This is a genomic window from Comamonas sp. wu1-DMT (assembly GCF_040187805.1).
Lineage (GTDB): Bacteria > Pseudomonadota > Gammaproteobacteria > Burkholderiales > Burkholderiaceae_C > Comamonas > Comamonas thiooxydans.
Window position 1 is genome coordinate 197,500 of sequence record NZ_JBANEM010000004.1, and the last position, 23,733, is coordinate 221,232.

At 61.1% G+C, this 23,733-nt stretch carries 26 protein-coding genes and 1 pseudogene; 18 read left to right on the forward strand and 9 right to left on the reverse strand.

The annotated features are described in order from the left end of the window. Positions 1–64: 64 nt before the first annotated feature. Complete coding sequence (gene dnaK, locus V8Z78_RS08605) at positions 65–2,008, reverse strand: molecular chaperone DnaK (protein WP_046461225.1); 1,944 nt, start codon at positions 2,006–2,008, stop codon at positions 65–67. A gap of 126 nt (positions 2,009–2,134) precedes the next feature. After that, positions 2,135–2,680 carry a nucleotide exchange factor GrpE gene (grpE, locus tag V8Z78_RS08610; protein WP_012837282.1) on the reverse strand — a complete coding sequence of 182 codons (546 nt, stop codon included), beginning with the start codon at positions 2,678–2,680 and terminating at the stop codon, positions 2,135–2,137. Between the two features lie 314 nt (positions 2,681–2,994). Here grpE and rpsF point away from each other — a divergent pair, with 314 nt between their 5' ends. The 5 genes from rpsF to dnaB all read left to right on the forward strand — a co-directional run bounded on the left by rpsF (position 2,995) and on the right by dnaB (position 6,016). Beyond that, positions 2,995–3,357 (forward strand): 30S ribosomal protein S6, encoded by a 363-nt coding sequence (rpsF, locus tag V8Z78_RS08615; protein WP_003064289.1) that lies wholly within the window; start codon positions 2,995–2,997, stop codon positions 3,355–3,357. A 20-nt stretch (positions 3,358–3,377) separates the two neighbouring features. Next, positions 3,378–3,668, forward strand: coding sequence for a primosomal replication protein N (gene priB, locus V8Z78_RS08620; RefSeq protein WP_349731236.1), 291 nt, complete (start codon positions 3,378–3,380; stop codon positions 3,666–3,668). Between the two features lie 18 nt (positions 3,669–3,686). After that, positions 3,687–3,968 (forward strand): 30S ribosomal protein S18, encoded by a 282-nt coding sequence (gene rpsR, locus V8Z78_RS08625; RefSeq protein WP_003057920.1) that lies wholly within the window; start codon positions 3,687–3,689, stop codon positions 3,966–3,968. Positions 3,969–3,979: 11 nt separating this feature from the next. Then, positions 3,980–4,432, forward strand: coding sequence for a 50S ribosomal protein L9 (gene rplI / locus V8Z78_RS08630; RefSeq protein WP_003064296.1), 453 nt, complete (start codon positions 3,980–3,982; stop codon positions 4,430–4,432). A gap of 150 nt (positions 4,433–4,582) precedes the next feature. After that, complete coding sequence (gene dnaB / locus V8Z78_RS08635; protein ID WP_034359740.1) at positions 4,583–6,016, forward strand: replicative DNA helicase; 1,434 nt, start codon at positions 4,583–4,585, stop codon at positions 6,014–6,016. A gap of 158 nt (positions 6,017–6,174) precedes the next feature. Here the strand turns inward: dnaB and V8Z78_RS08640 are convergent, their stop codons facing one another. From V8Z78_RS08640 to V8Z78_RS08655, 4 genes are all read right to left on the reverse strand, one after another. Next, positions 6,175–6,579, reverse strand: a complete 405-nt coding sequence (locus V8Z78_RS08640) for a hypothetical protein (protein ID WP_003064300.1) — start codon at positions 6,577–6,579, stop codon at positions 6,175–6,177. Next, the gene (locus tag V8Z78_RS08645) at positions 6,580–8,304 is read right to left on the reverse strand and encodes a PhoH family protein (protein ID WP_046461228.1); all 1,725 of its coding nucleotides are present in this window, start codon (positions 8,302–8,304) and stop codon (positions 6,580–6,582) included. A 221-nt stretch (positions 8,305–8,525) separates the two neighbouring features. Further along, entirely contained in the window at positions 8,526–9,014 is a 489-nt protein-coding gene (locus V8Z78_RS08650; protein ID WP_003057908.1) for a peroxiredoxin, read from the reverse strand. 139 nt (positions 9,015–9,153) lie between these two features. Further along, positions 9,154–9,522 (reverse strand): Mth938-like domain-containing protein, encoded by a 369-nt coding sequence (locus V8Z78_RS08655; protein WP_003064306.1) that lies wholly within the window; start codon positions 9,520–9,522, stop codon positions 9,154–9,156. A gap of 166 nt (positions 9,523–9,688) precedes the next feature. On the opposite strand from V8Z78_RS08655, the gene V8Z78_RS08660 reads away from it, so the two are divergent. From V8Z78_RS08660 to V8Z78_RS08700, 9 genes and pseudogenes are all read left to right on the forward strand, one after another. Then, entirely contained in the window at positions 9,689–10,978 is a 1,290-nt protein-coding gene (locus tag V8Z78_RS08660; protein ID WP_003057902.1) for a pyridoxal phosphate-dependent aminotransferase, read from the forward strand. Positions 10,979–11,046: 68 nt separating this feature from the next. Further along, on the forward strand, positions 11,047–12,381 hold the full coding sequence (locus tag V8Z78_RS08665) for a homoserine dehydrogenase (RefSeq protein WP_003064309.1): 1,335 nt from the start codon (positions 11,047–11,049) through the stop codon (positions 12,379–12,381). A 91-nt stretch (positions 12,382–12,472) separates the two neighbouring features. Next, a complete protein-coding gene (locus tag V8Z78_RS08670) occupies positions 12,473–13,669 on the forward strand; it encodes a hypothetical protein (protein ID WP_057091639.1) in 1,197 nt (398 codons plus the stop codon). Positions 13,670–13,824: 155 nt separating this feature from the next. Continuing rightward, positions 13,825–15,249, forward strand: a complete 1,425-nt coding sequence (thrC, locus tag V8Z78_RS08675) for a threonine synthase (protein WP_314351899.1) — start codon at positions 13,825–13,827, stop codon at positions 15,247–15,249. Between the two features lie 130 nt (positions 15,250–15,379). Then, complete coding sequence (gene mobB, locus V8Z78_RS08680) at positions 15,380–15,922, forward strand: molybdopterin-guanine dinucleotide biosynthesis protein B (protein ID WP_314351901.1); 543 nt, start codon at positions 15,380–15,382, stop codon at positions 15,920–15,922. 14 nt (positions 15,923–15,936) lie between these two features. Beyond that, on the forward strand, positions 15,937–17,193 hold the full coding sequence (locus V8Z78_RS08685) for a molybdopterin molybdotransferase MoeA (protein ID WP_314351903.1): 1,257 nt from the start codon (positions 15,937–15,939) through the stop codon (positions 17,191–17,193). A gap of 11 nt (positions 17,194–17,204) precedes the next feature. After that, positions 17,205–17,459 (forward strand): molybdopterin converting factor subunit 1, encoded by a 255-nt coding sequence (moaD, locus tag V8Z78_RS08690; RefSeq protein ID WP_003064318.1) that lies wholly within the window; start codon positions 17,205–17,207, stop codon positions 17,457–17,459. 234 nt (positions 17,460–17,693) lie between these two features. Next, positions 17,694–19,109: pseudogene (locus V8Z78_RS08695) on the forward strand (short-chain fatty acid transporter); the annotation flags it as partial. Between the two features lie 9 nt (positions 19,110–19,118). Next, positions 19,119–19,472, forward strand: coding sequence for a recombinase family protein (locus V8Z78_RS08700; protein WP_003064321.1), 354 nt, complete (start codon positions 19,119–19,121; stop codon positions 19,470–19,472). Positions 19,473–19,580: 108 nt separating this feature from the next. On the opposite strand, the gene V8Z78_RS08705 is transcribed toward V8Z78_RS08700, so the two are convergent. Further along, positions 19,581–20,774 (reverse strand): MFS transporter, encoded by a 1,194-nt coding sequence (locus tag V8Z78_RS08705; RefSeq protein WP_349731237.1) that lies wholly within the window; start codon positions 20,772–20,774, stop codon positions 19,581–19,583. A 95-nt stretch (positions 20,775–20,869) separates the two neighbouring features. Between V8Z78_RS08705 and V8Z78_RS08710 the strand changes: the two genes are divergently transcribed. From V8Z78_RS08710 to V8Z78_RS08720, 3 genes are all read left to right on the forward strand, one after another. Then, entirely contained in the window at positions 20,870–21,436 is a 567-nt protein-coding gene (locus tag V8Z78_RS08710) for a TetR/AcrR family transcriptional regulator (protein ID WP_034361874.1), read from the forward strand. Positions 21,437–21,607: 171 nt separating this feature from the next. Further along, positions 21,608–21,958 (forward strand): GIY-YIG nuclease family protein, encoded by a 351-nt coding sequence (locus tag V8Z78_RS08715; RefSeq protein WP_012837293.1) that lies wholly within the window; start codon positions 21,608–21,610, stop codon positions 21,956–21,958. Then, a complete protein-coding gene (locus V8Z78_RS08720) occupies positions 21,955–22,542 on the forward strand; it encodes a hypothetical protein (protein ID WP_349731238.1) in 588 nt (195 codons plus the stop codon). The genes V8Z78_RS08715 and V8Z78_RS08720 overlap by 4 nt, the downstream gene beginning before the upstream one ends. A 68-nt stretch (positions 22,543–22,610) precedes the next feature. Here the strand turns inward: V8Z78_RS08720 and V8Z78_RS08725 are convergent, their stop codons facing one another. Both V8Z78_RS08725 and V8Z78_RS08730 read right to left on the reverse strand, forming a co-directional pair. Beyond that, complete coding sequence (locus V8Z78_RS08725; protein ID WP_279089921.1) at positions 22,611–22,937, reverse strand: hypothetical protein; 327 nt, start codon at positions 22,935–22,937, stop codon at positions 22,611–22,613. A 3-nt stretch (positions 22,938–22,940) separates the two neighbouring features. Continuing rightward, positions 22,941–23,195, reverse strand: coding sequence for a hypothetical protein (locus V8Z78_RS08730; protein ID WP_003057869.1), 255 nt, complete (start codon positions 23,193–23,195; stop codon positions 22,941–22,943). Between the two features lie 53 nt (positions 23,196–23,248). Between V8Z78_RS08730 and moaE the strand changes: the two genes are divergently transcribed. Beyond that, positions 23,249–23,707: a molybdopterin synthase catalytic subunit MoaE gene (moaE, locus tag V8Z78_RS08735; protein WP_046461285.1), complete on the forward strand. Its 459-nt coding sequence runs from the start codon at positions 23,249–23,251 to the stop codon at positions 23,705–23,707. Positions 23,708–23,733 lie beyond the last annotated feature (26 nt).

Genomic DNA, 23,733 nt, shown 5'->3' on the forward strand with positions numbered 1-23,733 from the left:
CAGCTCCAGGGAGCTCGGCGCGGCGGCAAGCGGTCAATGGTTTGAGGCCAGGACCTGCCCGCGCTTAGTCCTTCTTGACTTCCTTGACTTCGGCGTCAACCACGTTGTCGTCAGCGGCAGCCGAGGCGCCGGCACCGGCGGAGGCACCTGCTGCGGCAGCAGCAGCTTCGGCACCGCCAGCGGCCTGTGCGTCGGCGTACATCTTCTCGCCCAGCTTCTGGCTGGCTGTCATCAGGGCCGTTGTCTTGGCGTCGATGGCGTCCTTGTCCTCGCCCTTGAGCACTTCTTCCAGCTCCTTGACGGCAGTTTCGATGGCGCTCTTTTCGGCGGCATCCAGCTTGTCGCCATGCTCGGCCAGGCTCTTGTTGACGCTGTGAACAGCGGCTTCGCCCTGGTTCTTTGCAGTCACCAGCTCCAGCTTCTTCTTGTCGTCGGCTGCGTTCAGCTCAGCATCCTTGACCATGTTCTGGATTTCTTCTTCCGACAGGCCGGAGTTCGCCTTGATGGTGATCTTGTTTTCCTTGCCGGAAGCCTTGTCCTTGGCGGACACGTTCAGGATGCCGTTGGCGTCGATGTCGAAGGTCACTTCGATCTGGGGCACGCCACGACCTGCGGGCGGAATGCCTTCCAGGTTGAACTCGCCCAGCATCTTGTTGGCGCTGGCGATCTCGCGCTCGCCCTGGAACACCTTGATGGTCACGGCAGGCTGGTTGTCTTCAGCCGTGGAGAAGGTCTGCGCGAACTTGGTGGGAATGGTCGTGTTCTTGCTGATCATCTTGGTCATGACGCCGCCCAGGGTTTCGATACCCAGAGACAGGGGAGTCACGTCCAGCAGCAGCACGTCGGAGCGCTCGCCACCCAGCACCTGGCCCTGCACGGCAGCGCCCACGGCCACGGCTTCGTCGGGATTCACATCCTTGCGGGGATCCTTGCCGAAGAATTCCTTGACCTTTTCCTGCACCTTGGGCATGCGGCTCATGCCGCCGACCAGGATCACGTCGTGGATGTCGGAGACCGAGATGCCTGCATCCTTGATGGCGGTGCGGCAAGGTGCAATCGTGCGCTCGATCAGATCGTCCACCAGCGATTCCAGCTTGGCGCGGGTCAGCTTGATGTTCAGGTGCTTGGGGCCTGTGGCATCGGCGGTGATGTAGGGCAGGTTGATGTCGGTCTGTGCGGAGTTCGACAGCTCGATCTTGGCCTTTTCGGCAGCTTCCTTCAGGCGCTGCAGGGCCAGCACGTCCTTGGACAGGTCGACGCCTTGTTCCTTCTTGAACTCGTCGATGATGTAGTTGATGATGCGCTGGTCGAAATCTTCGCCGCCCAGGAAGGTGTCGCCGTTGGTCGACAGCACTTCGAACTGCTTTTCGCCGTCCACGTCGGCGATTTCGATGATGGAGACGTCGAACGTACCACCGCCCAGGTCATACACGGCCACCTTGCGGTCGCCCTTGCCCACCTTGTCCAGGCCGAAGGCCAGGGCAGCAGCGGTAGGTTCGTTGATGATGCGCTTGACTTCCAGGCCTGCGATGCGGCCGGCGTCCTTGGTGGCCTGGCGCTGTGCGTCGTTGAAGTAGGCGGGCACGGTGATGACGGCCTCGGTCACGGCTTCGCCCAGGAAGTCCTCGGCGGTCTTCTTCATCTTGCGCAGCACTTCGGCGCTGATCTGGGGAGGAGCCAGCTTCTGGTCGCGCACTTGCACCCAGGCGTCGCCGTTGTCGGCCTTGACGATCTGGAAGGGCATCAGGTCGATGTCCTTTTGCACCTCGGCTTCGGCGAACTTGCGGCCGATCAGGCGCTTGGCAGCGTAGATGGTGTTCTTGGGGTTGGTGACGGCCTGGCGCTTGGCGGATGCACCGACCAGGATTTCGCCGTCTTCTTGATAGGCAACGATGGAGGGGGTGGTGCGGGCACCTTCGCTGTTCTCGATCACGCGGGTGTTGTTACCCTCCATGATGGCGACGCAGCTGTTGGTGGTACCCAGGTCAATACCGATGATTTTTCCCATAATTCTCTCCGTAATCTGTTGAATGTTTGCTTGATTCGTCACTTGTGGGCGTAGTGGCCGGCTTCAAGAGCCGTCACTTACTATTTTTTGCCCTGACGGTTGTTTTTTTTGGGGTGTCTAGCCAGCTCAGCCCTGGGCCACGGTCACCAGCGCGGGGCGCAGGATGCGGTCGGCGATCACATAGCCCTTTTGCAGCACGGCAACCACGGTGTTGGCGGGCTGGTCGGCGGGAACCATGGAGATGGCCTGGTGGTGGTGAGGGTCGAACTTCTCGCCCGCAGCGGGATTGATGGCGAGTACCTTGTTGCGCTCCAGGGCCGAATTCAGCTGGCGCAGCGTGGCGTCCGAGCCTTCGCGCAGCTGTTCGGGCGTGGCGTTCTGGATGGCCAGGGCCGCGTCCAGGCTGTCGATCACGGGCAGCAGGCTTTCTGCAAAGCTCTCGATGCCGAACTTGCGTGCCTTGGCGACCTCTTCTTCGGCGCGACGGCGCATGTTTTCGGCGTCGGCCTTGGCACGCAGGTATTGGTCGGCCAGATCGGCGCTCTTGGCCTTGAGTTCTTCCAGCTCGGCCTGCAGACGTCCCAGTTCGTCCGACGCATTGGCTGCCAGGGCCGCTTCCAGTTCCTCGGGGCTGGCGTCGTTGATGGTGTTGGGGTTGTGGTTCTCGGTCATAGTTGGTGAAGGTTTCTCAAAACTTAAGACAATCTGTCTGCCAGATGCGCTCCGCCAGGTCTATTTCAAGACCCGTGCCGCCCAACAAAGGGCGGCGGGCGCAGCGGCTGGGGTGAGCCTGCGGGATTTGCGGGGCATTCCAGGAGAGTGAGTACTTGTGATTTCAAGACATCTCGCCTTGATTGACCAATGGTAATCGCAGGTTTATAGGCCCCAGAGTGTACAGATAGTCTGCTACTCGGCTAGAATCTCACGTTTTGCCTTGCCGCACCGCTACAGACGCAGTGGGCGGCGTTTACCCAAAAGGAGTCGTTATGCGTCATTACGAAATCATTTTGTTGATCCATCCGGATCAAAGCGAACAAGTTCCCGCGATGCTGGAGCGCTACAAGGGCATGATTGCCGCTGGTGGCGGCAAGGTGCATCGCGAAGAAGATTGGGGCCGTCGTCAGCTGGCTTACATGATCAACAAGCTCGCTAAGGCTCACTACCTGTGCCTGAACATCGAAGCCGACCAGGCTGTGATGGCTGAACTGGAACACGCCTTCAAGTTCAACGATGCCGTGCTGCGTCACCTGACTGTGCAGAAGAAGAAGGCTGAAACAGCTGCTTCCGCCATGATGAAGAGCGTTGAGCGCGAAGAAGCCCGCAAGGCCAACCAGGCTGAGCACGCTTAATAGCATCAGACACTGAAGGAGTGGAAAACCGCGTTGTATTGACGGGCCTTCTCGTAGAGCAAGCTGCTTTGCGCTACACGCCCGCCGGATTGCCGGCCCTGGATTTGCGAATTGAACACAGTTCGCAGCAGCAAGAGCTGGGCAGTGCGCGCAACGTGAATGCATCTGTCAAGGCTGTTGCCTTTGGCGCCCTGGCTGAAAAGCTGGCCCGCCAAGCACCCGGTAGCCAATGGACCTTTCAAGGTTTTCTGGCCACGGCGCGCAATAGCAAGATGCTGGTTTTGCACATTCAGGATATTCAACAAAATTAATTTTCAAGAGGTCCAGCAATGGCCACGTTCAAGAAATTCAACAAGGACAAGCGTCCTAAGCGCAACACCCAGTCGCTGCTGTTCAAGCGCAAGCGTTTCTGCCGCTTCACAGTCGCCGGCGTCGAAGAAATCGACTACAAGGATGTCGACACCCTGCGTGACTTCATCGCCGAAAACGGCAAGATTGTGCCCGCACGCCTGACCGGCACGCGCGCCATCTACCAGCGTCAGCTGAACACAGCCATCAAGCGCGCTCGCTTCCTGGCTATGCTGCCCTACTCTGACCAGCACAAGATCTAAGGAGCACGACTATGCAAATCATTCTGCTCGAAAAGGTTGTGAACCTGGGTAACCTGGGCGATATCGTCAAGGTCAAGGACGGTTACGCTCGTAACTTCCTGATCCCCTCCGGCGCTGCACGTCGTGCAACAGCTGCTGCCAAGGCTGAATTCGAAGCCAAGCGCGCTGAGCTGGAAAAGGCTGCCGCCGAGAAACTGGCTGCCGCTCAAGAACTGAGCGAAAAGCTCAACGGCGTGAACGTGAAGATCACTCAGAAGGCTGGCGTTGACGGTCGTCTGTTTGGTTCCATCACCAACGCCGACATCGCTGAAGAACTGGTCAAGGCCGGTTTCGCAGTGAACAAGTCGCAAGTGCGCATGCCCAACGGGCCCATCAAGACCGTTGGCGACGCCACTGTGGTGGTGGCTCTGCACACCGACGTGGCTGCAGAAGTGGCCGTCTCCGTGTACGGCGACCACTCCTAATTCAGGCTCTGTTCTGAATTGGCAAAAAGCCGCCTTCGGGCGGTTTTTTGCTTTCTGGTAATTGTTTGTCTCGCCAGCGTTTTTATCGTCACCCGCCGTGACGTCGCCACCGCCTCCCGCTACGATGGAGGACTTGTCTCTAGGAGTCTCATGTCGTCAGTAATGCCCCCGCTTGATCTGCAAGATGATGCATTCGCCCCGGTTCCCACTGCCGATCAGCAGGTGGCGCAACTGCGTGTGCCGCCGCACTCCATGGAGTCGGAATCTTCGGTGCTCGGCGGTCTGCTGCTGGACAACAATGCCTGGGAGCGCGTTGGTGATCTGCTTGGCGACGGCGACTTCTACCGACACGAGCACAAGCTGATCTACGAAGCCATCGGCAAGCTGATCAACGCCAGCAAGCCGGCCGACGTGATCACGGTTTATGAGCATCTGCAGGGCATGGGCAAAGCCGAGGAAATCGGCGGCCTGATGTACCTGAACCAGCTGGCGCAGTATGTGCCCAGTGCCAGCAATATCCGCCGCTATGCAGAAATCGTGCGCGAGCGCGCCATCTTGCGCAAACTGGTCACGGCCAGCGACGACATCGCGACCAATGCCTTCAATCCGCAGGGCAAGACCGTGGAGCGCATCCTCGACGAAGCCGAGCAGAAGATCATGGCGATCGGCGAGGAGGGGGCGCGCAACAAGCAGGGTTTCCAGTCGCTGGATTCGCTGGTGGTGGATCTGCTGGACCGGGTCCAGGAGATGGCCGACAACCCCATGGATGTGACCGGCGTGCCCACGGGCTTTGTCGATCTGGATCGCATGACCTCGGGCCTGCAGGCCGGCGACATGGTGGTGCTGGCGGCGCGTCCCTCCATGGGCAAGACCTCGTTTGCCGTGAATATTGCCGAGCATGTGGCGCTCAATGAGGGCTTGCCGGTCGCCATCTTCTCCATGGAAATGGGTGCGGCCCAGCTGGCGGTTCGTATCGTCGGCTCCATCGGCCGCGTCAACCAGGGTAATCTGCGTACCGGCAAGCTCAGCGACGACGAGTGGCCGCGTCTGACCGAGGCCATCGAGCGTCTGCGCACCGTGTCGCTGCATATCGACGAAACGCCGGGCCTGTCTCCAACCGAGCTGCGTGCCAATGCGCGTCGTCTGGCGCGCCAGTGCGGCAAGCTGGGCCTGATCGTGGTTGACTACCTGCAGCTGATGAGCGGATCGGGATCTGCCGCCAGTTCCGACAACCGTGCCACCGAGCTGGGCGAAATCTCGCGGGGTTTGAAGATGCTGGCCAAGGAGCTGCAATGCCCGGTGATCGCGCTGTCCCAGCTCAACCGCTCGGTGGAGCAGCGTACCGACAAGCGTCCCATGATGTCCGACCTGCGCGAATCGGGCGCCATCGAGCAGGATGCGGACATCATCATGTTCATCTACCGCGACGATTACTACAACAAAGAGAGCAAGGAGCCCAATATTGCCGAGGTCATCATCGGCAAGCAGCGTAACGGGCCGACGGGAACGGTGAAGCTCTTCTTCCAGAAGAACCAGACGCGTTTCGAGAACCTGGCGCAGGGCTACGGCACGGACGAATACTAAAAATCATAGCTGTTAGCGCTTGTTGGGTATGGATTTCGTAACTCTATGAATATGCAAGCTATGAATATCAAGCGCTGCAAGCTATCAAATTGAAGGACATAAGAAAAGCCCGCAAGGCACAGACCTTGCGGGCTTTGTTTTTTTGAGCAGCTGCGGGGTTAGCGGCTGAACAGGTAGACGCCAAGACCGATCACGCACAGTCCCAGTACGCCGCAGGCCCAGGCCAGGCGCTGTGCACCTATGCGCAGCGCGCCCACGGTTGCGACGATCTGGGCATTTTGCTGGGCCAGTTTCTCGATGATCTCCAGCGACTGGCGCTGCGATTGCTCGAGCTGGGCGATGCGCTCCTCCTGCTGCTGGATCAGCAACAGCGCCTGCTCGCCGGCGGAGGCCGGTGGCGAGATGCGCTGCGCAGCGCTTTGCGCGCTGGCGTCCTGCTCGCGCGCCTCGGCCTGGGCTTCTTTCTTCTTGAGCATGCCCTGGGCGGCCTTCACCACCTGAGGCGTGGCCTTGATGACCTCGCCCCAGGGCACGAGCTTGAGTGCCGCGATCCAGCTCGCCACTTACAGCACCTCGCTGGCGAAGTCCGCCAGGCGCGAGCGTTCGCCGCGCGCCAGGGTGATGTGGCCGCTATGGGGCCAACCCTTGAAGCGGTCCACCACATAGGTCAGGCCCGAGCTGCCTTCCGTCAGGTAGGGCGTGTCGATCTGGGCCAGATTGCCCATGCAGATGATCTTGGTGCCGGGGCCGGCACGGGTGATCAGGGTCTTCATCTGCTTGGGCGTCAGGTTCTGGGCCTCGTCAATGATGACGTATTTGTTCAGAAAGGTGCGACCGCGCATGAAGTTCATGCTCTTGATCTTGATGCGGCTGCGGATCAGCTCGTTGGTGGCGGCGCGTCCCCACTCGCCGGCATTGCCGCCGTCGCCCTTGGCCAGGAACTCCAGGTTGTCGTCCAGGGCGCCCATCCAGGGGCCCATTTTTTCCTCTTCGGTGCCGGGCAGGAAGCCGATGTCCTCACCCACGCTCACCGTGGCGCGGGTCATGATGATCTCGGTATAGCGGCGCTCGTCCAGCACCTGGGCCAGGCCGGCGGCCAGGGCCAGCAGGGTCTTGCCGGTGCCGGCCGTGCCTGTCAGCGTGACAAAGTCGACTTCGGGGTTGACCAGCAGGTTCATGGCGAAGTTCTGCTCGCGATTGCGTGTGGACACGCCCCAGACGGCATTCTTGGGGTTGCCGAAGTCGCGCAGCGTCTTGAGCACGGCCGTCTTGTCGCGGATCTCGGTCACGCGCATATAGAGGCTGGGCTCGCCCGGTGCTTCGTAGTAGACGAACTGGTTGATCATCAACTGGTCGACGATGGCGCCGCTGACGCGGTAGTAGGTGATGGCGCCTTCCTGCCAGCTCTCCACATTCTTGCCGGCCTTGGCCCAGAAGTCGTGGGGCAGGGCCAGTGCGCCCGAGTACAGCAGATCGCCGTCTTCCAGCACCTTGTCGTTCTGGTAGTCCTCGGCGGCCAGGCCCAGGGCGCGCGCCTTCACGCGCATATTGATGTCCTTGGACACCAGCACGACTTCGCGATCCTTGTGCTGCTCGCGCAGGGCGGCGACCACACCCAGAATCTGGTTGTCGGCCTTGCCCTGGGGCAGGCTCTCGGGCAGGGATGCATCCAGAGGGTTGGTCTGGAAGTACAGCGTGCCGGTGGCGCTGCGCTGGCCTGTGGCATTGAGCGGCAGACCTTTTTCCAGACCGTCGGCGGGCTGGGAGGCAACCAGGGAGTCCAGCGTGCGGCTGACCTGGCGGCCGTTGCGCGCCACTTCGGTCATGCCCTTTTTGTGGTTGTCCAGTTCTTCCAGTACCACCATGGGCAGGAAGATGTCGTGCTCTTCAAAGCGGAACAGGCTGCTGGGGTCGTGCAGCAGCACATTGGTGTCCAGCACGAACAGCGTGGTCGGGCCGGTGCGCGTATTGCGGGCGCGGCGGGCAGGCTTGGCAGCTGCGTCGGCAGGTTTTGCAGGTACTGCGGCAGTGGATGCTGCTGTCGTCGGCGCTACGCCAACCGTTGTGGCGGTCTTGCGCGGCTTGGCGGTTGCGTTGGGCTTGCTGCTGCTGCGGCGCGGCTTGGTGACCGCGGGCGCGGTCTCTGGAGCCGCATTCAGGGCGGCTCCGTCGGAGGGGTTCAGATCCTCGTCAAGTTCTGCAGTCTGCTTGGCAGTCTTGCGGATGGACGAAAAGGCTTCTGCGGAAAGCTTTGCGGCGCGGTGGCCGGGTGCGGGGGGCAGGGGCATAGTGGACGAACCGTTCTCAACAAGATTCAAAAAGCACAAAGCCGCCTGGAAACCGAGGCGGCTTTGGTGGGGTGAACAGAGAATACTGCGTAGCACTGAGGCATGCCCCATTATGCATAGGCTCCGAGGGCCTAAAGCAGTATTTCCTGTTTTGCCTTGTTTAAAGACTTTGAAATACTTTGCGTGTAGATGATTGCAAGGTTTTCAGTCCCGGGCGGGGCTCAGGCCACCTTCTTGTCTTGGGTCTTCAGGCTTTTGACGGCCTTGAGTACTTCGTCCACATGGCCGGGAACCTTCAGGCCGCGCCATTCCTGCATCAGGATGCCGTCGGCGCCGATCAGGAAGGTGGAGCGCTCGATGCCCTTGACCTTCTTGCCGTACATGATCTTGTTCTTGACTACGCCAAACATGTGGCACATCTTTTCTTCGGTGTCGGCAATCAGCTCGAACGGCAGTTCCAGCTTTTCCTTGAAGTCGTTGTGCGAGTTCATGTTGTCGCGCGACACGCCGAACACGGTGGCGCCAGCCTTCACGAAATCCTTGTACTTATCGCGGAATTGCATTGCTTCCGTGGTACAACCCGGCGTGTTGTCCTTGGGGTAGAAATACAGGATCAGAATCTGGCCGTTGTGCGAGGTGTTGGACACCTTGACGCCGCCGGTGGCGTTGGCTTCAAATTCTGGGAGTGGTTTGTTGACAACGATCGCCATGCGCTTGTATCTCTCGGGTGTGTTCGTTGAAATGCCGAGGGCGTCGGTGGTATTTTTGTTTTTATCAATCGATCGCCCCCAACCGCAACCTGCGATTTTACCCTGAAATACGTATTTCTCTCAATGTAAGCTCAGAAGTCTATGCTAGCAGCAGGGCTGCGACCACGTTGCGGCCTTCGCTGGCCAGAACGTTATAGGTACGGCAGGCCGAGGCGGTGTCCATGCTCTCCAGGCCAATGCGTTTGGCGATCAGCGGCTTGAGCCAGGCCACGGGTGGAAAGCGGTTCTTGCTGCCGCTGCCAAAGAGGACGACTTCCGCATCCAGCTTGGCGAGCTCCTCGAAATGCTCGGCCGTCAGGTCTTCGAAACGGGCGCAGTTCCACTCGGTCAGCAGGCCGCGGGCTCCGACCAGCAGACTGGTTTCGTGGTTTTGCTTGTCAACCGCGATCCAGCCCGGGCCATAGCCGGTGATGGTTTGCGCATCGGATTTGTCTGCCTGAAATTTCATGATGGAGAGTGTGCGCAATCGGCGCGCTGGACGGGGGCGATGGCTGCTGTCTCCATACAGAGAGGGTGGGGACATTGCTGCAGCGCGGAACTGTGCTTAAATTATAGGTTTCACCATGGCGTTTAATGCGCCCTGGCGTGCCTGAAATCCTTTTGCATTGATTCGCATGAAAACCGTTCAAAAATCCGCCAAATTAGCAAACGTCTGTTACGACATCCGCGGGCCGATCATGGACGCGGCGAAGAAGATGGAGGACGACGGCCAGAAGATCATCAAGCTCAATATCGGCAATCTGGCCGTGTTCGGCTTCGATGCTCCCGAGGAAGTGCAGCAGGACATGATCCGCAATTTGCCCAACTCGGCCGGCTATTCCGACAGCAAGGGCATCTTCGCGGCGCGCAAGGCCGTGATGCACGAAACCCAGCGCCAGGGCATCAAGGGCGTGACGCTGGACGACATCTATCTGGGCAACGGCGCTTCGGAGCTGATCAGCCTGGCCACCAACGCGCTGCTGGACAACGGTGACGAGATGCTGCTGCCTGCGCCCGACTACCCGCTGTGGACGGCTGCCACCAGCCTGTCCGGCGGCACGCCCGTGCATTACATGTGCGACGAGTCCAATGGCTGGATGCCCAATATGGACGACATCCGCGCCAAGATCACGCCGCGCACCAAGGGCATCGTCGTCATCAACCCCAACAACCCTACGGGTGCGCTGTACTCCAGGGAGCTGCTGCTGCAGATCGTGGAGCTGGCGCGCGAGCATGGCCTGGTCATCTTCGCGGACGAGGTCTACGACAAGGTGCTGTACGAGGATGCCAAGCACACGCCGCTGGGCAGCCTGTCCATCGATGTGCTGACCATCACCTTCAATTCCCTCTCCAAGGCCTACCGCTCCTGCGGCTACCGTGCTGGCTGGATGGTGATTTCGGGCGACAAAAAGCCCGCCAAGGATTACATCGAGGGCCTGAACATGCTCTCCAACATGCGCTTGTGCGCCAATGTGCCCGGCCAGTGGGCCGTGCAGACGGCGCTTGGCGGCCACCAGAGCATCGACGCCCTGGTGCAGGAGGGCGGTCGCCTGCGTGTGCAGCGCGATCTGGCCTGGGAGCTGATCAACGCCATTCCCGGCGTGAGCTGCGTCAAGCCTCAGGGCGCGCTGTACATGTTTCCGCGCCTCGATCCCGCCGTCTACCCCATCCAGGACGACCAGGAGTTCTTCCTCGAAGTGCTGCAGGAAACCAAGGTCATGCTGGTGCAGGGTACGGGCTTCAACTGGCCCGAGCCTGATCACTTCCGCATCGTGTTCCTGCCGCATGAGGCAGATCTGCGCGAGGCCATCAACCGCTTGGCAGCCTTCCTCGAGAAGTACCGCAAGCGCCATGGCACGGACAAGCCCAAGGCAGTGCCGGCAGAAAAGGCACTCAAGCCTGCCAAGGCTGAGAAAGCCGCGTAACTCATCTTTTTGATAGCTGGTGGCGCTTGATTTTCAAGCGCTTCAGCGCTTTTTTGACCTTAGAACTTATGAAACCCATCCAAGTAGGCCTGTTGGGCATTGGCACCGTAGGCAGCGGTACTTTCAATGTGCTGGAACGCAACCAAGACGAGATTCGCCGTCGTGCGGGTCGTGGCATTGAAATTACCATGGTCGCCGACTTGGATACCGAACGCGCCAAGAGCGTGGTGGGTGACAAGGTCAAGGTGGTCGGCGATGCACGTGAAGTCATCGCCAACCCCGATATCGATGTGGTGGTCGAGCTGATCGGCGGCTACGGCATTGCCAAGGCCCTGGTGCTGGAAGCCATCGCGGCCGGCAAGCATGTGGTGACCGCCAACAAGGCCCTGCTGGCCGTGCACGGCACGGAAATCTTCAAGGCCGCAGCCGAGAAGGGCGTGATGGTGGCCTATGAAGCTGCCGTGGCCGGTGGCATTCCCATCATCAAGGCCTTGCGCGAAGGCCTGACCGCCAACTCCATCCAGTGGGTGGCCGGCATCATCAACGGCACGACCAACTTCATCCTGTCCGAAATGCGCGACAAGGGCCTGGACTTCGACGTGGTGCTCAAGGAAGCGCAGCGTCTGGGCTATGCCGAAGCCGATCCCACCTTCGACATCGAGGGTGTGGATGCGGCCCACAAGGCCACGCTGATGAGCGCGATTGCCTTCGGCATTCCCGTGCAGTTCGACAAGGCCTATGTGGAAGGCATCACCAAGCTGGCCGGAGCCGATATCCGCTACGCCGAGCAACTGGGCTATCGCATCAAGCTGCTGGGCATCACCAAGCGCACGGACAAGGGCATCGAGCTGCGCGTGCACCCCTCGCTGGTGCCTTCCAAGCGTCTGATCGCCAATGTGGAAGGCGCGATGAATGCCGTGGTGGTGAACGGCGATGCCGTGGGCACCACGCTGTACTACGGCAAGGGTGCCGGGTCCGAGCCCACCGCTTCCGCCGTGGTGGCCGACCTGGTGGATATCGCTCGCATGGACGGGTCCGATCCTGCCCACCGCGTGCCAGCCCTGGCCTTCCAGAGCAGCAGCCTGGCTGCCGCTGGCAGCGAGCTGCCCGTGCTGCCCATGGCCGAGGTCGTGACCAGCTACTACCTGCGCATCCGCGTGGCCGATGAAGCCGGAGTGCTGGCCAAGATCACCGGCCTGCTGGCGGGTGCCGGCATCAGCATCGACGCCGTGCTGCAGCGCGAAGCCGATGAAGTGGGCGGCGAAGGCTCGACCCAGACCGACCTGATCATTCTCACGCACGATACCCGCGAAGGGGATATGGACAAGGCCCTGGCCGAAATCCAGGGGCTGCCCACGGTGCTGGCTCCCATCACCCGCATCCGCAAGGAAGAGCTGAACTAAGGACTTGAGCATGTACCGTCGCACTCAAACCGGCTTATTCCCTGTTCAGTGCGGTGTCGGTATTGCAAACTCCTTCAAAGGCTGGTGCCCTATGGCGTCAGCCTTTTTGTTTTTGGTGGCGGCGGGTGCGCAAGCGGCGCCCGTCGATGTCTATCGTGGCACGCTGGGCGGCTCGGCGGTGGTGATGGAGCTGGGCAAGCCGGGTGAGGATGGTGAACGCCAGGGGCGCTATTTCTATCTGCGGCATGGAGTGGATATTCCGCTCCGGGGCTCGCTGAATGCGCTGTCTGAGGCACGTCCTTTGAATAACGACTGGGCGCGTGAAAGCGGTGGCGAGCCTCCCGTGTTGACCGACTCCCAACAGCGCCGCATCGTCTGGCAACTGCGCCAGCAAGGCAGTGCTTTGGCAGGTGAATGGGTGGATGATATTCACGGTAAAAAACTGCCGCTAGCCCTTACCCATATTGCGCAGTACGACCCTGAAAAGATAGCGCCATTCGGTGTGGAGGCCGTGACGTTGGCGATTGTGCAAGGTGCGGGCAGCGGTATTGCATCGGGCGTTGCCATTTCGGCACAGGCCACGCCCTACGACTATCTGAAAGTGGCCGAGCAAAAGCTGGAGCAGGGCAAGGAAGTGGTGGTCAGCCCCACGCTGGCCTGGAGGCCGGTGCGCGATGCGCGTACCCAGTTCTGGTATCCGCGCCTCACGCGTCATCCGGATCCCAAAATTCTGGCGCAGACCAATACCGTTCTGGAGCAGCGCCACTGGGGCATGAGTCTGGAGGCGCTGGCCTGTGTGGGCTCGATCTACCAGAACGCTGGCCCGGCGGCAGGCTCACTGGGGGATTTCAATAACGAGTCGATCAAGGTGACCTACCTCTCAAGTGCCTTGATGAGTGTGGTGGAGTCCGGTTCAACCGGTTGCGGCGGGGCCCATCCCAACAATCATTACGACCCCTTTGTGCTGGACTTGCTCAAGGGCGGCTATATGGACTTCACCCGCCTGCTCAAGGACGTGAAATATGGCGAGTACAAGCTGGAGTATGGTGATCGGCTGTCGCGTTTTCTGAGCAAGGCCGTGAACCGGCATTCCGAGGATGACAAGGAGTGCACCGAGCTGCTGCCCCAGTACATGGCGCTGATGCTCGACAAGCCCGACAAGATGAGCTTTGTGATCTCGGGCATAGGTCATGCCATGGGTGTGTGCCTGGGCAGCGGCGTCAGTGTCCCGTTCAAGGAACTCAAGCCCTATATCAAGCCGGGGGCGCAGCGCTATTTCCAGCCCTGAGTCCCGTCCGGCGCGATATGAGGCAATGGCGTTGGCCGGTCTCTGCATTCGCGCACAGTCAAATCGGGCTTGCTGACCGATAATGGTCGGCTTGGCGGCATGACTTCTGTCCGTTTGGCTGTCCGTTCCGAATTTTAGTTTTTGGCGAGTTTGAGATGCTGTATCTGTCCACCCGCGGCCATGCTGACCGCAAGCGTTTTTGCGACATTTTGCTCGAAGGCCTGGCTCCCGATGGCGGCCTGTACCTGCCCGTCGAGTACCCCCAGATCGACGATGCCAAGCTGAGCCAGTTGCGCGAGACGCTGGCCGCCAAGGGCTATGCAGCCCTGGCCTTCGAGATTCTGTCGCTCTATATCGACGACATTCCAGCCGAGGATCTGCGCGCCCTGTGTGCCAAGACCTATACCAGGGAAATCTTTGGCAGCGACGCCATCGTGCCCGTGCGTCAGCTCGACGGCGTGCTGCACATCGAAGCCCTGTCCAACGGCCCCACGTTGGCCTTCAAGGACATGGCCATGCAGCTGCTGGGCAATCTGTTCGAGTACGAACTGGCCCGCCGCAACGAGGAACTGAATATCCTTGGCGCCACCAGCGGGGACACCGGCAGCGCGGCCGAATACGCCATGCGCGGCAAAAAGGGCGTGCGCGTCTTCATGACCAGCCCACACGGCCGCATGAGCCCTTTCCAGCAGGCGCAGATGTTCAGCCTGCAGGACGAGAACATCCACAACATCGCCATCGAAGGCGTGTTCGACGACTGCCAGGACATCGTCAAGGCCGTCTCCAACGACCACGCCTTCAAGGCCCAGTACAAGATCGGCACCGTCAACTCCATCAACTGGGCACGTCTGCTGGCCCAGGTGGTCTATTACTTTGCCGGCTATCTGCAGGCCACCCGCTCCAATGACCAGAAGGTGAGCTTCACCGTGCCTTCCGGCAACTTCGGCAATATCTGCGCAGGCCATGTGGCGCGCCAGATGGGTCTGCCCATTGCCAAGCTGGTGGTGGCCACCAATGAGAACGATGTGCTGGACGAGTTCTTCCGCACCGGCGTCTACCAGGTGCGAGGCTCGGCCAATACCTACGAGACATCGAGCCCCTCGATGGACATCTCCAAGGCCAGCAATTTCGAGCGCTTTGTGTTCGACTTGGTGGGGCGCGACGGCGTGCGCACCAGGCAACTGTTCGCCGAAGGCGTGGCCAAGGCCGGCAAGTTCGATCTGAGCACAGATCCCGCCTTCAAGGATGCGGCCGGCAAGTACGGTTTTGTGAGCGGCAAGAGCACACACGCCGACCGTCTGGCCACCATCAAGGACACCTTCGAGCGCTTTGATCAGATGATCGACACGCATACCGCCGACGGCGTGAAGGTGGCGCGAGAGCATCTGGGCGCCGAGCCCATGCTGGTGCTGGAAACCGCTCTGCCCATCAAGTTTGCGGCGACGATCGAAGAAGCGTTGGGCCGCCAGCCCGACCGTCCCGCCAAGTTCAACGGCATCGAAGACCTGCCCAAGCATGTGGTCGTCATGGCCTCCGACGTGGACCAGGTCAAGGCCTTTATCGCCGAAAACTGCAGATAAAGTCCTGCGGCGTTAAGCTTGAAAAGCATCTGTGGCTTGGCGACAGGTGCTTTTTTTTCTTTGGATGAAATTGGTATTTTGCGCTTGCCCATAGAGCGCTGGTAGCTATCAAAAACATATTGAAATCAAGATGAAGGTCATAGGCTTTGCCGGATATTCGGGCGCGGGCAAGACCGCCCTGGTCGAGGCGCTGGTGATGCTGATGAAGCAGCGCGGACTCAGGGTCTCGGTCATCAAGCATGCCCACCATGACTTTGATGTGGATCGCGAGGGCAAGGACAGCTGGCGTCACCGCAAGGCTGGCGCTTATGAAGTGCTGCTCGCATCCGATAGACGCATGGCGCTGATGCGCGAATACGAGCACCCTGCTCAGCTGAGCATGCACCATATGCTGGCGCAGCTGGACCCCAGCGTGGACTGGGTGCTGGTCGAAGGCTTCAAGCATGGCGAGCTGCCCAAGATAGAGGTCTGGCGGCAGCAGCAGGACAGGCTGGACAAGGGCAAGAGCCTGGAGCCGCTGTTTGCGCATGACCCTAGGGTGCTGGCAGTTGCCACCGACGCTGCCCATGACCTGCCTCAAGTGCCTGTCCAGCCCGTGCTGGATCTCAACCAGCCCCAGCTTGTGCTGCAATGGCTGCTGGCTCATTCGGACTCCCTGCAATACAAGAACTAAGGAAAGACACAGCAATGCAAGCACCACAGACGCCTCGCAAGCCGCTCAAGCCTCTGGATGAAGCCCTGCAGGAGCTGCTGGCCCATGCCCAGCCCCAGGCCGGCGCACAAATGGTGGACACCTTTGATGCCGATGGCCGCGTGCTGCTGCAGGCCGCCGTTTCGCCGCTGCAGGTGCCGCCTCAGGACAACTCGGCCATGGATGGCTATGCGGTGCGCACCGTCGAATGTGCCGACGGCGCTGCAGTGCTGCCGGTGTCGCAGCGCATCCCTGCCGGCACCTCGCCCGATGCGCTGGCTGCCGGCTCCGTCGCCCGCATCTTCACGGGGGCGCCCGTGCCGGCCGGGGCCGATGCCATCGTCATGCAGGAGGACTGCGAATTGCTCGAGGACGGCCGCGTGCGCATCAAGGCCGAGCCCTGTACCGGCCAGTGGATTCGCCGTGCTGGCGAAGATATCAGGCAGGGCGCGACCGTGATCGAGGCCGGCACCCGCCTCACGCCGGCCCACCTGGGTCTGGCCGCCAGCATGGGCTTTGCCAGCCTGCAGGTGGCACGCAAGCCGCGTGTGGCCCTGTTCTCCACCGGCGACGAACTGGTCATGCCCGGTACCGTGGCGCCGCAGGACATGCCAGCGGGCAGCATCTACAACAGCAATCGCTTCTTCCTGCGTGCATTGCTGCTGCGCATGGGCTGCGAGGTCACGGATCTGGGCATTGTTCCCGACGACCGCGAGGCCACGATTGCCGCGCTGGCCGATGCCGCCATGGACCACGACGTGATCGTCACCAGCGGCGGCGTCTCCGTGGGCGAGGAAGACCATATCAAGCCTGCCGTGCAGGAGCTGGGTCAGCTGGACCTCTGGCAGATCAACATCAAGCCCGGCAAGCCTTTTGCCTACGGCCGCGTCAATCGCGAGTCCGGCACGGGCTTTGCGCATTTCATCGGTCTGCCGGGCAACCCGGTCTCCAGCTTTGTCACCTTCCAGGTGCTGGTGCGCCCGTTCCTGCTGCGTCTGCAGGGCGTGCAGCATGTGCTGCCGCGAGCCATCGAAGCGCGCGCCGATTTCGTCTGGCCAAAGGGCGACAAGCGCAGAGAGTTTTTGCGGGTGCGCTACAACGAGCGTGGCGGGCTGGAGTTGTTCAGAAACCAGAGCTCGGGCGTGCTGACTTCCACGGCTTGGGGCGACGGCGTGGTGGACAACCCTGCCGGCACCACGGTTGCCATGGGCGACAGTGTGCGCTTTATCCCGTTTACCGAGCTCATGGCCTGATGGAGTTGGAGATGAAGACCGTTACGATTCGATATTTCGCCTCTATCCGGGAAGCCTTGGGTACGGGCAGCGAAAGCCTGCAGACCCCGGCAGCCACCGTGGGAGCATTGCGCGAGCAACTGATGAGCCGCAGCGATGCGGCTGCCCAGGTGCTGGCTGCCAGCAAGGCTGTGCGCATGGCGCTGAACCAGGATATCTGCGATGCCGATGCCGTGCTCAGCAATGGCGACGAAGTGGCATTTTTTCCGCCAGTGACGGGGGGCTGATGAGTCTCTGAGCGCTTGTGAGCCTCTAAAAACGGTTTCTGAAGAAGCCTGAAGTCCACAGAAGGCCTGTGCAAACCGCTTGCACAGGCCTTTTTGCTGTTTGTCGGTTTCCAGGTGCCAGCCTTGATCGTGAGATTGCTTACTAGGGTTTTCCTGGGCGTATTTTCGTGAATCTGACGAGATTCATTTTGGAGAATCCGCGCTTTCTACAAGAAAGACAGAAAGCACTTACTCATGACAACTCACGTCAATATGGAGGAGACCCGCTCTGCGCGCTTTGCCATGCGCTGCGCCAGCTGGGCGGAGAAGTGGTTCCCGGATTCCTGGGTGTTTGCCGTGGTCGGCATCTTCATCGTGGTGCTGGCAGCGTTTGCCATTGGTGCGCCGGTGCAGGAAACCAGCAAGGCCTTCGGCAAGGGCTTCTGGAGTCTGATCCCCTTCACCATGCAAATGGCTTTTGTGGTGATTGGCGGTTATGTGGTGGCCAGCTCCAAGCCTGCATCTGCACTCATCAAGGCGCTGGCCCGCGTGCCCAAGACCGGCCGTGGCGCCGTGGCCTGGGTGGCGTTTGTGGCGCTGAGCGCCTCGCTGCTGAACTGGGGGCTGAGCCTGGTGTTCGGTGGTCTGCTGGTCAAGGAACTGGCACGCCGCACCGACATCAAGATGGACTACCGCGCCGCCGGTGCCGCCGTCTATCTGGGTCTGGGTGCCGTGTGGGCGCTGGGCATTTCGTCTTCGGCAGCGCAGCTGCAGGCCAACCCAGCCAGCCTGCCTCCCGGCATTCTGGCCATTACCGGCGTGATTCCGTTCACGCAGACTATTTTCCTCTGGCAGTCCGGCGTAATGCTGGGCGTGCTGATGGTGATCTCCATTGTCGTGGCTTACATGACTGCACCCGGTGAGAAGACCGCGCGTGATGCGGCCCAATGCCAGGTCGATCTGGGCACAGAAGTCGTGCAGGAAGTCAAAAAGCCCAGCCGCCCCGGTGAATGGCTGGAATACAGCCCCATTCTCATCATCTTGCTGGTGGCGCTGACCGTGGGCTGGATGGTGGAGGAGTTCTCGAGCAAGCCTTTCATTCAGGCAATCTCTGGGCTGAACACCTACAACCTGCTGTTTCTCATGGCCGGTGCGCTGTTGCACTGGCGCCCCCGCAGCTTTCTCGATGCCGTGGCACGTGCCGTGCCCACTACGACCGGCGTGCTGATCCAGTTCCCTCTGTACGGCGCGATTGCGGCCATCATGACGGACGTCAAGGGTGACGGCGGTGCCAGCATTGCCCACCATATCTCCACCTTCTTCACCAGCTTTGCCACACATGACACCTATGCACTGCTGATGGGCACCTACTCGGCCGTGCTGGGCTTCTTCCTGCCCTCGGGCGGTGGCAAGTGGATTGTGGAGGCCCCCTATGTGATGCAGGTGGCCAATGATCTGCAGTACCACCTGGGTTGGGCCGTGCAGATCTACAACGCTGCTGAGGCTCTACCTAATCTGATCAACCCCTTCTACATGCTGCCGCTGTTGGGCGTGCTGGGCCTCAAGGCGCGTGATCTGATCGGCTTCAACTTTGTGCAGTTGCTGGTTCATGCGCCCGTGGTGCTGTTCCTGTTATGGTTCCTGGGTCAGACCCTGAGCTATATCCCCCCCTGTAATGCCATGACCGAAACCGCCGATTTGCCATCTACCGAAGTGAACCCAGAGATCAGCGCCCGTACCCGCAAGGCTCTGGCTGAAGCGCGTGAGCGCGGAGTCAAGCTGGGCACGGCCGGCGCGGCCAATATCCGCGCCACGGTGGAAAAGCGTAAATCGGCGGCCGATGCCTTTGCCAGGCAGCACGAAGCGCTGTTCGCCGAATTGCTGCAACAAGGTCTGACCCACCGTGCCATGGCGGCTGAACTCAATGCGCGGGGCATTGCGGCCGCCAAGGGCGGTGAGTGGACCCATGGGCAAGTGCAGCGCATACTGAACCGCTACGCGGACTGGAAGGCTGCCGAGTCGATCCAGGCCTGAGGCCGTCATGCCGATCAAAAAGCCGTGCTGCGTTTGCTGCACGGCTTTTTTGATGGAGGTCGGGGACGAATGAGCCAGGCAATGTAGAGCAAGACCGCAACGCACAGCTTATGCACCATGCCGGGTGACCGCTTTCTGCCTTGTGGCAGCCAGTGCCAGCAAGCCAAGCACAATCAGCATCAGACCATAGCCATAGGTGGTGGGCACCAGCCCCAGGCTCTGGGTCAGCAGGCCTGCGGCGATGGCCGGCAGGCTGAAGGCCAGATAGCTCAGCACATAGATGGTGGACAGCAGGCCGCCGCGTTCATGTGACTCGGCCAGCGGCAGCACGCTGCGCAGCGCCCCTTGAAAGCCCACGCCAAAGCCCGCACCGGCAATGATGGAGGCGGCCACCATCAGCATCAGGCTGTGGCTGGCCACGCCCAGCAGAAGAATCACGATGCCCAGCGGCAGAACCGAGCCACCGAAGCGCAGCATGCGCTGGGCCGTCCAGTGGCGCAGCAGCCAGATGGCCGCTGCGGCGCTCAGGGTGTTGATGCACACGGCCAGGCCTGCCATCAGGGTGGAGCCGGTGATCACACGCAGCAGGGTGGGGCCTAGCGACAGATAAAAGCCCGCCAGCGCCCAGGCGGCGATATCCAGCGGTGCCATGCGCAGGAAGGCCGGGCGGGTATGCGCGGGAAGGCGGATGCGAGGGCGCATGGAGGCCAGGGCTCCGCTGCGGCGGCTGACGGTTTCAGGCATCACGGCAATGGCCCAGGCCGATGCCGCAAAGACCAGCAGCAGCCACCAGTAGATCTGGTGCAAGCCGTCATGGCCATGGCTGGCCAGCTGGTTGGCGCCGAACACGCCGGCTGCCATACCCAGCATGGGAGACAGCGTATTGATCAACGCACCGCGTTCACGGTCCAGATCGAGCAGGGCCGCGCCCAGGGCTGCGCTCGCCATGCCGGTGGCAAAACCCTGCACCACACGCGACCAGAGTAGAGCCTGCGCATCCTGTGCATGGGTGAACATCAGCATGGAGACCGCCTCCAGTCCCAGGGCCGCAAGAATGACGGGGCGTCGGCCCAGGTAATCGGACAGTGCGCCCATGGTGAGCAGGGCGACGAGCAGACTGAAGGCATAGACCGCGAAGATCAGGGTCAGCATGCCCGAGGAAAAGCCCCAGGCCTGCTGGTAGAGCCTATACAAGGGCGTGGGAGCGCTGGATGCCGCCAGAAAGCTGGCCAGGGTCAGGGCGACAGCAGCCATATTGCGGGTGCTGGATACCGCAGTCAGGGATACAGAGGATGTGGGCATGGAAAAGCAGGCTCCGCTACCATAAAAGCAAATTTTTTGCGTTTGCGTATTCTGCGTTAATTCATCATTAACGCAAATATTTAGCTTTAATGACCATGATTGCAAAAGACCCAGTCCAATCCCGGCCGGGCGGGCGCAGCTCCCGTGTACAGGCCAGCGTGCATCAGGCGGTGAGGAAACTGCTGGAGCACATGCCGCGCGAGGAGCTGACCTTTCCCCTGATCGCCACCGAGGCCGGCGTGACGCCTTCCACGCTGTATCGCCGCTGGGGCGATCTGCCGCAGTTGCTGGCCGATGTGGCGCTGGAGCGCATCCGTCCCATTGCCGAGCCTGCGGACACGGGCAGCCTGCATGGCGATCTGCAGGCCTGGACCGAGCAATACATCGAGGAAATGGGCTCTCCCCTGGGACGAACCTTGCTGCGCGATACCTTGGTGGCAACCCAGGAAGACCAGGTGACCTGCGCCTGCGTGGACATCATTCGCGACCAGCTTGGCATTGTGCTGGGCCGGGCCCGCGCGCGTGGCGAAGAGGTGCCCGATGTGGAAGCCATGCTGGACCAGTTGGTGGCACCCATCGTCTATCGCATTCTGTATGGTCTGCAGCCCGATGTGGCGTTCGGGCGCAAGCTGGTCGAACAACTGGTGCCTGAGCAGGTCTGAGGCTCTTGCCCTAGAATCGCGGCTCACAGGTGCCAAGGGGCGCCTGCCCGCACAAGAGGCTCTCACCCTTGCTTTCGACAGCGTGTTCACGCTCGATTTCGATGTTCTGTCAGACCATGGTTGTTCTAGGGGCCCAGCGCGGGAGGCTCCGATGCAACCTGGAGCACTGTCATGACTTCATCTCTCCATCCCCAGGCGCGGCGCGCGCTGACGCGGGACTACAAACAGGCTTTTCCCGCCATGGGTATCTACGCGGTGCGCTGCGATGCCGCTGACTTGTTGCGCCTGGGGGCCAGCCGTAACGTGGACGCAATACTCAACCGCCTGCGGTTCGAGCTGAGCAATGGCTCCCGGCGCGATGCGGCACTGGCCCAGGCCTGGGCTTGCCATGGCGCACAGGCATTTCGTTTTGAGGTACTGGACCGCGTGAAGGAGCGCGACGATCCTTTGTTCGACTATGACGCCGAACTTCAGGCCCTGCTTTCCCTGTGGCAGCAAGAGCTGCAAGGGGTACAGCCATGAGCAGTGAAACCGTGAATGCCATGAGCTCAGGCCAAGCGCTGCTCGGTGGTGCAGCAGCCATTGATCCGTCGGGTTCAGCCACGGGGGCCGGTTCTGTTTCCGGATTCGTTTCGCCGCAGGCCCTGGTCGACGAACTCAAGGTGCGCGCCCGCGTGCGCCTGAACCGTGCGCGGCGCGAGGGGGCTGCGGGCTCGGCCACATTGCGCGACCATTTGCATCAGGCGGCGCGCGAGGTCGGCTTTGCCGGCTGGGAGCAGGCGCGTCGGGTGCTGGGAGTGCTGGCAGCACCGGGTGATGACATGGGCAGCTTCTGGCATGTGCCGCGTAGCGGCATTCTTCTGCACATCTGGTTCAGCGAGTACGCACAGGCGCGAAGCGTGCTTGCACAGCAGGCGGATGGTTTTTTGCTGCCTTATCGGCGCCAGTGCTTCATCGTGCAAGCGCCATTCATCGAGGCTTTGGGCTTGAACCCGGCCGATCCGGCCTGGGTCGCCATAGGGCGAGATCTGGTCGCTGCCTATGGAACGCCTGCCTGGCGGGCCTTGGCCTGGCAGCGTCTGCATGCGCCTGTCGGAGCCTTCTGATCTAGCTCCGGAGTTTGAAGCGAAAAATGCGGGTCTGAAAGTGCTGAGAAGCGGTTCCGTCCGGGATTTCAGGCCGGGTCTGCAGGCGTGGGGAACTGCGGTGTACGCCATTCCAGCAGCTCGGCCAGGCGCTGCACGATCCAGCCCGCCTCAGGCACCGTGACGACCGAGCCCTCCGCGGCCAGGCCCGCATGCATGCCCAGCAGCACCTGTTCTTCGGAGGAGTTGCCCGAGTGATAGAGCGTCTGTGCCTGCTCGGTCAGATGGCTTGCCAGGTCTTCGCATAGCTCATAGCGTGCGACGACCTCGGCAATCGGTACGGACAGCTTGCCGCTGCGCGTGCGAAACAGCTCGGCAAAGCTGGTCGGCGGCTGAATCTGGCTGGTGTCGTCCATGGCTTAGCTTGGTTCGAACAGGCGCTCGAAACGCTCTATGTCCACGGCCAGCTCGCAGGTAATGAGCTGGCCCGATTTGTTGTCGCGCTTGCGGTGGGCAGCAAACAGCGTGGCCTTGCCCTTGAAGTTGTAGTCGGGCAGGTGGATCAGCTCATAGGGATAGGGCACAAAGAGCTGGAACTCGAAAATCATCCGGTGCTCGTTGCGCGGAGAGGGGTACAGCGTGTACTCCGGCAGATTGATGGTTTGTGTGGCCATGGCCCAATGCTAATGCGCCAGACATGCCCATGCTGGCCTGCGACAATGCAGGCATGACCGAAGCACGTGTATCCATTCAGACTCAGGACTTTGACCTCTCGGCCGAGATTGCCGCCCTGCGCACCGGCGATGCGCGCGTGGGCGCGGTCTGCAGTTTTGTCGGCACGGTGCGCGACCGCAACGAGGGCGATGCCGTCTCCAGCATGGAGCTCGAGCATTATCCCGGCATGACCGAGAAGTCGATCGAGGCCATCATCGACAAGGCCGTGGCGCGCTTTGGCATCTATGGCGCGCGCGTGATTCACCGCATCGGCCTGCTGCAGCCCATGGACCAGATCGTGCTGGTGGCGGTGAGCAGCGCCCACCGCGGCAAATCCTTCGAGGCCTGTGAATACATCATGGACTATCTGAAGTCCGAAGCGCCGTTCTGGAAAAAAGAGCAGACCGAGCAAGGCGCACGCTGGGTGGATGCGCGTGTCAGTGACGAACAGGCGCTGGCGCGGTGGCAATAAGAATGGCGGCAGCCGCCTGAGCGCAG

What these genes read in the sequence shown, in the direction of transcription:
- dnaK (WP_046461225.1), bottom strand. Translation starts at nt 2,008, where the DNA reads ATGGGAAAAATCATCGGTATTGACCTGGGTACCACCAACAGCTGCGTC.
- grpE (WP_012837282.1), bottom strand. Translation starts at nt 2,680, where the DNA reads ATGACCGAGAACCACAACCCCAACACCATCAACGACGCCAGCCCCGAG.
- rpsF (WP_003064289.1), top strand. Translation starts at nt 2,995, where the DNA reads ATGCGTCATTACGAAATCATTTTGTTGATCCATCCGGATCAAAGCGAA.
- rpsR (WP_003057920.1), top strand. Translation starts at nt 3,687, where the DNA reads ATGGCCACGTTCAAGAAATTCAACAAGGACAAGCGTCCTAAGCGCAAC.
- rplI (WP_003064296.1), top strand. Translation starts at nt 3,980, where the DNA reads ATGCAAATCATTCTGCTCGAAAAGGTTGTGAACCTGGGTAACCTGGGC.
- dnaB (WP_034359740.1), top strand. Translation starts at nt 4,583, where the DNA reads ATGTCGTCAGTAATGCCCCCGCTTGATCTGCAAGATGATGCATTCGCC.
- V8Z78_RS08645 (WP_046461228.1), bottom strand. Translation starts at nt 8,304, where the DNA reads ATGCCCCTGCCCCCCGCACCCGGCCACCGCGCCGCAAAGCTTTCCGCA.
- V8Z78_RS08650 (WP_003057908.1), bottom strand. Translation starts at nt 9,014, where the DNA reads ATGGCGATCGTTGTCAACAAACCACTCCCAGAATTTGAAGCCAACGCC.
- V8Z78_RS08655 (WP_003064306.1), bottom strand. Translation starts at nt 9,522, where the DNA reads ATGAAATTTCAGGCAGACAAATCCGATGCGCAAACCATCACCGGCTAT.
- V8Z78_RS08660 (WP_003057902.1), top strand. Translation starts at nt 9,689, where the DNA reads ATGAAAACCGTTCAAAAATCCGCCAAATTAGCAAACGTCTGTTACGAC.
- V8Z78_RS08665 (WP_003064309.1), top strand. Translation starts at nt 11,047, where the DNA reads ATGAAACCCATCCAAGTAGGCCTGTTGGGCATTGGCACCGTAGGCAGC.
- V8Z78_RS08670 (WP_057091639.1), top strand. Translation starts at nt 12,473, where the DNA reads ATGGCGTCAGCCTTTTTGTTTTTGGTGGCGGCGGGTGCGCAAGCGGCG.
- thrC (WP_314351899.1), top strand. Translation starts at nt 13,825, where the DNA reads ATGCTGTATCTGTCCACCCGCGGCCATGCTGACCGCAAGCGTTTTTGC.
- mobB (WP_314351901.1), top strand. Translation starts at nt 15,380, where the DNA reads ATGAAGGTCATAGGCTTTGCCGGATATTCGGGCGCGGGCAAGACCGCC.
- V8Z78_RS08685 (WP_314351903.1), top strand. Translation starts at nt 15,937, where the DNA reads ATGCAAGCACCACAGACGCCTCGCAAGCCGCTCAAGCCTCTGGATGAA.
- moaD (WP_003064318.1), top strand. Translation starts at nt 17,205, where the DNA reads ATGAAGACCGTTACGATTCGATATTTCGCCTCTATCCGGGAAGCCTTG.
- V8Z78_RS08700 (WP_003064321.1), top strand. Translation starts at nt 19,119, where the DNA reads ATGACCGAAACCGCCGATTTGCCATCTACCGAAGTGAACCCAGAGATC.
- V8Z78_RS08705 (WP_349731237.1), bottom strand. Translation starts at nt 20,774, where the DNA reads ATGCCCACATCCTCTGTATCCCTGACTGCGGTATCCAGCACCCGCAAT.
- V8Z78_RS08710 (WP_034361874.1), top strand. Translation starts at nt 20,870, where the DNA reads ATGATTGCAAAAGACCCAGTCCAATCCCGGCCGGGCGGGCGCAGCTCC.
- V8Z78_RS08715 (WP_012837293.1), top strand. Translation starts at nt 21,608, where the DNA reads ATGACTTCATCTCTCCATCCCCAGGCGCGGCGCGCGCTGACGCGGGAC.
- V8Z78_RS08720 (WP_349731238.1), top strand. Translation starts at nt 21,955, where the DNA reads ATGAGCAGTGAAACCGTGAATGCCATGAGCTCAGGCCAAGCGCTGCTC.
- V8Z78_RS08725 (WP_279089921.1), bottom strand. Translation starts at nt 22,937, where the DNA reads ATGGACGACACCAGCCAGATTCAGCCGCCGACCAGCTTTGCCGAGCTG.
- V8Z78_RS08730 (WP_003057869.1), bottom strand. Translation starts at nt 23,195, where the DNA reads ATGGCCACACAAACCATCAATCTGCCGGAGTACACGCTGTACCCCTCT.
- moaE (WP_046461285.1), top strand. Translation starts at nt 23,249, where the DNA reads ATGACCGAAGCACGTGTATCCATTCAGACTCAGGACTTTGACCTCTCG.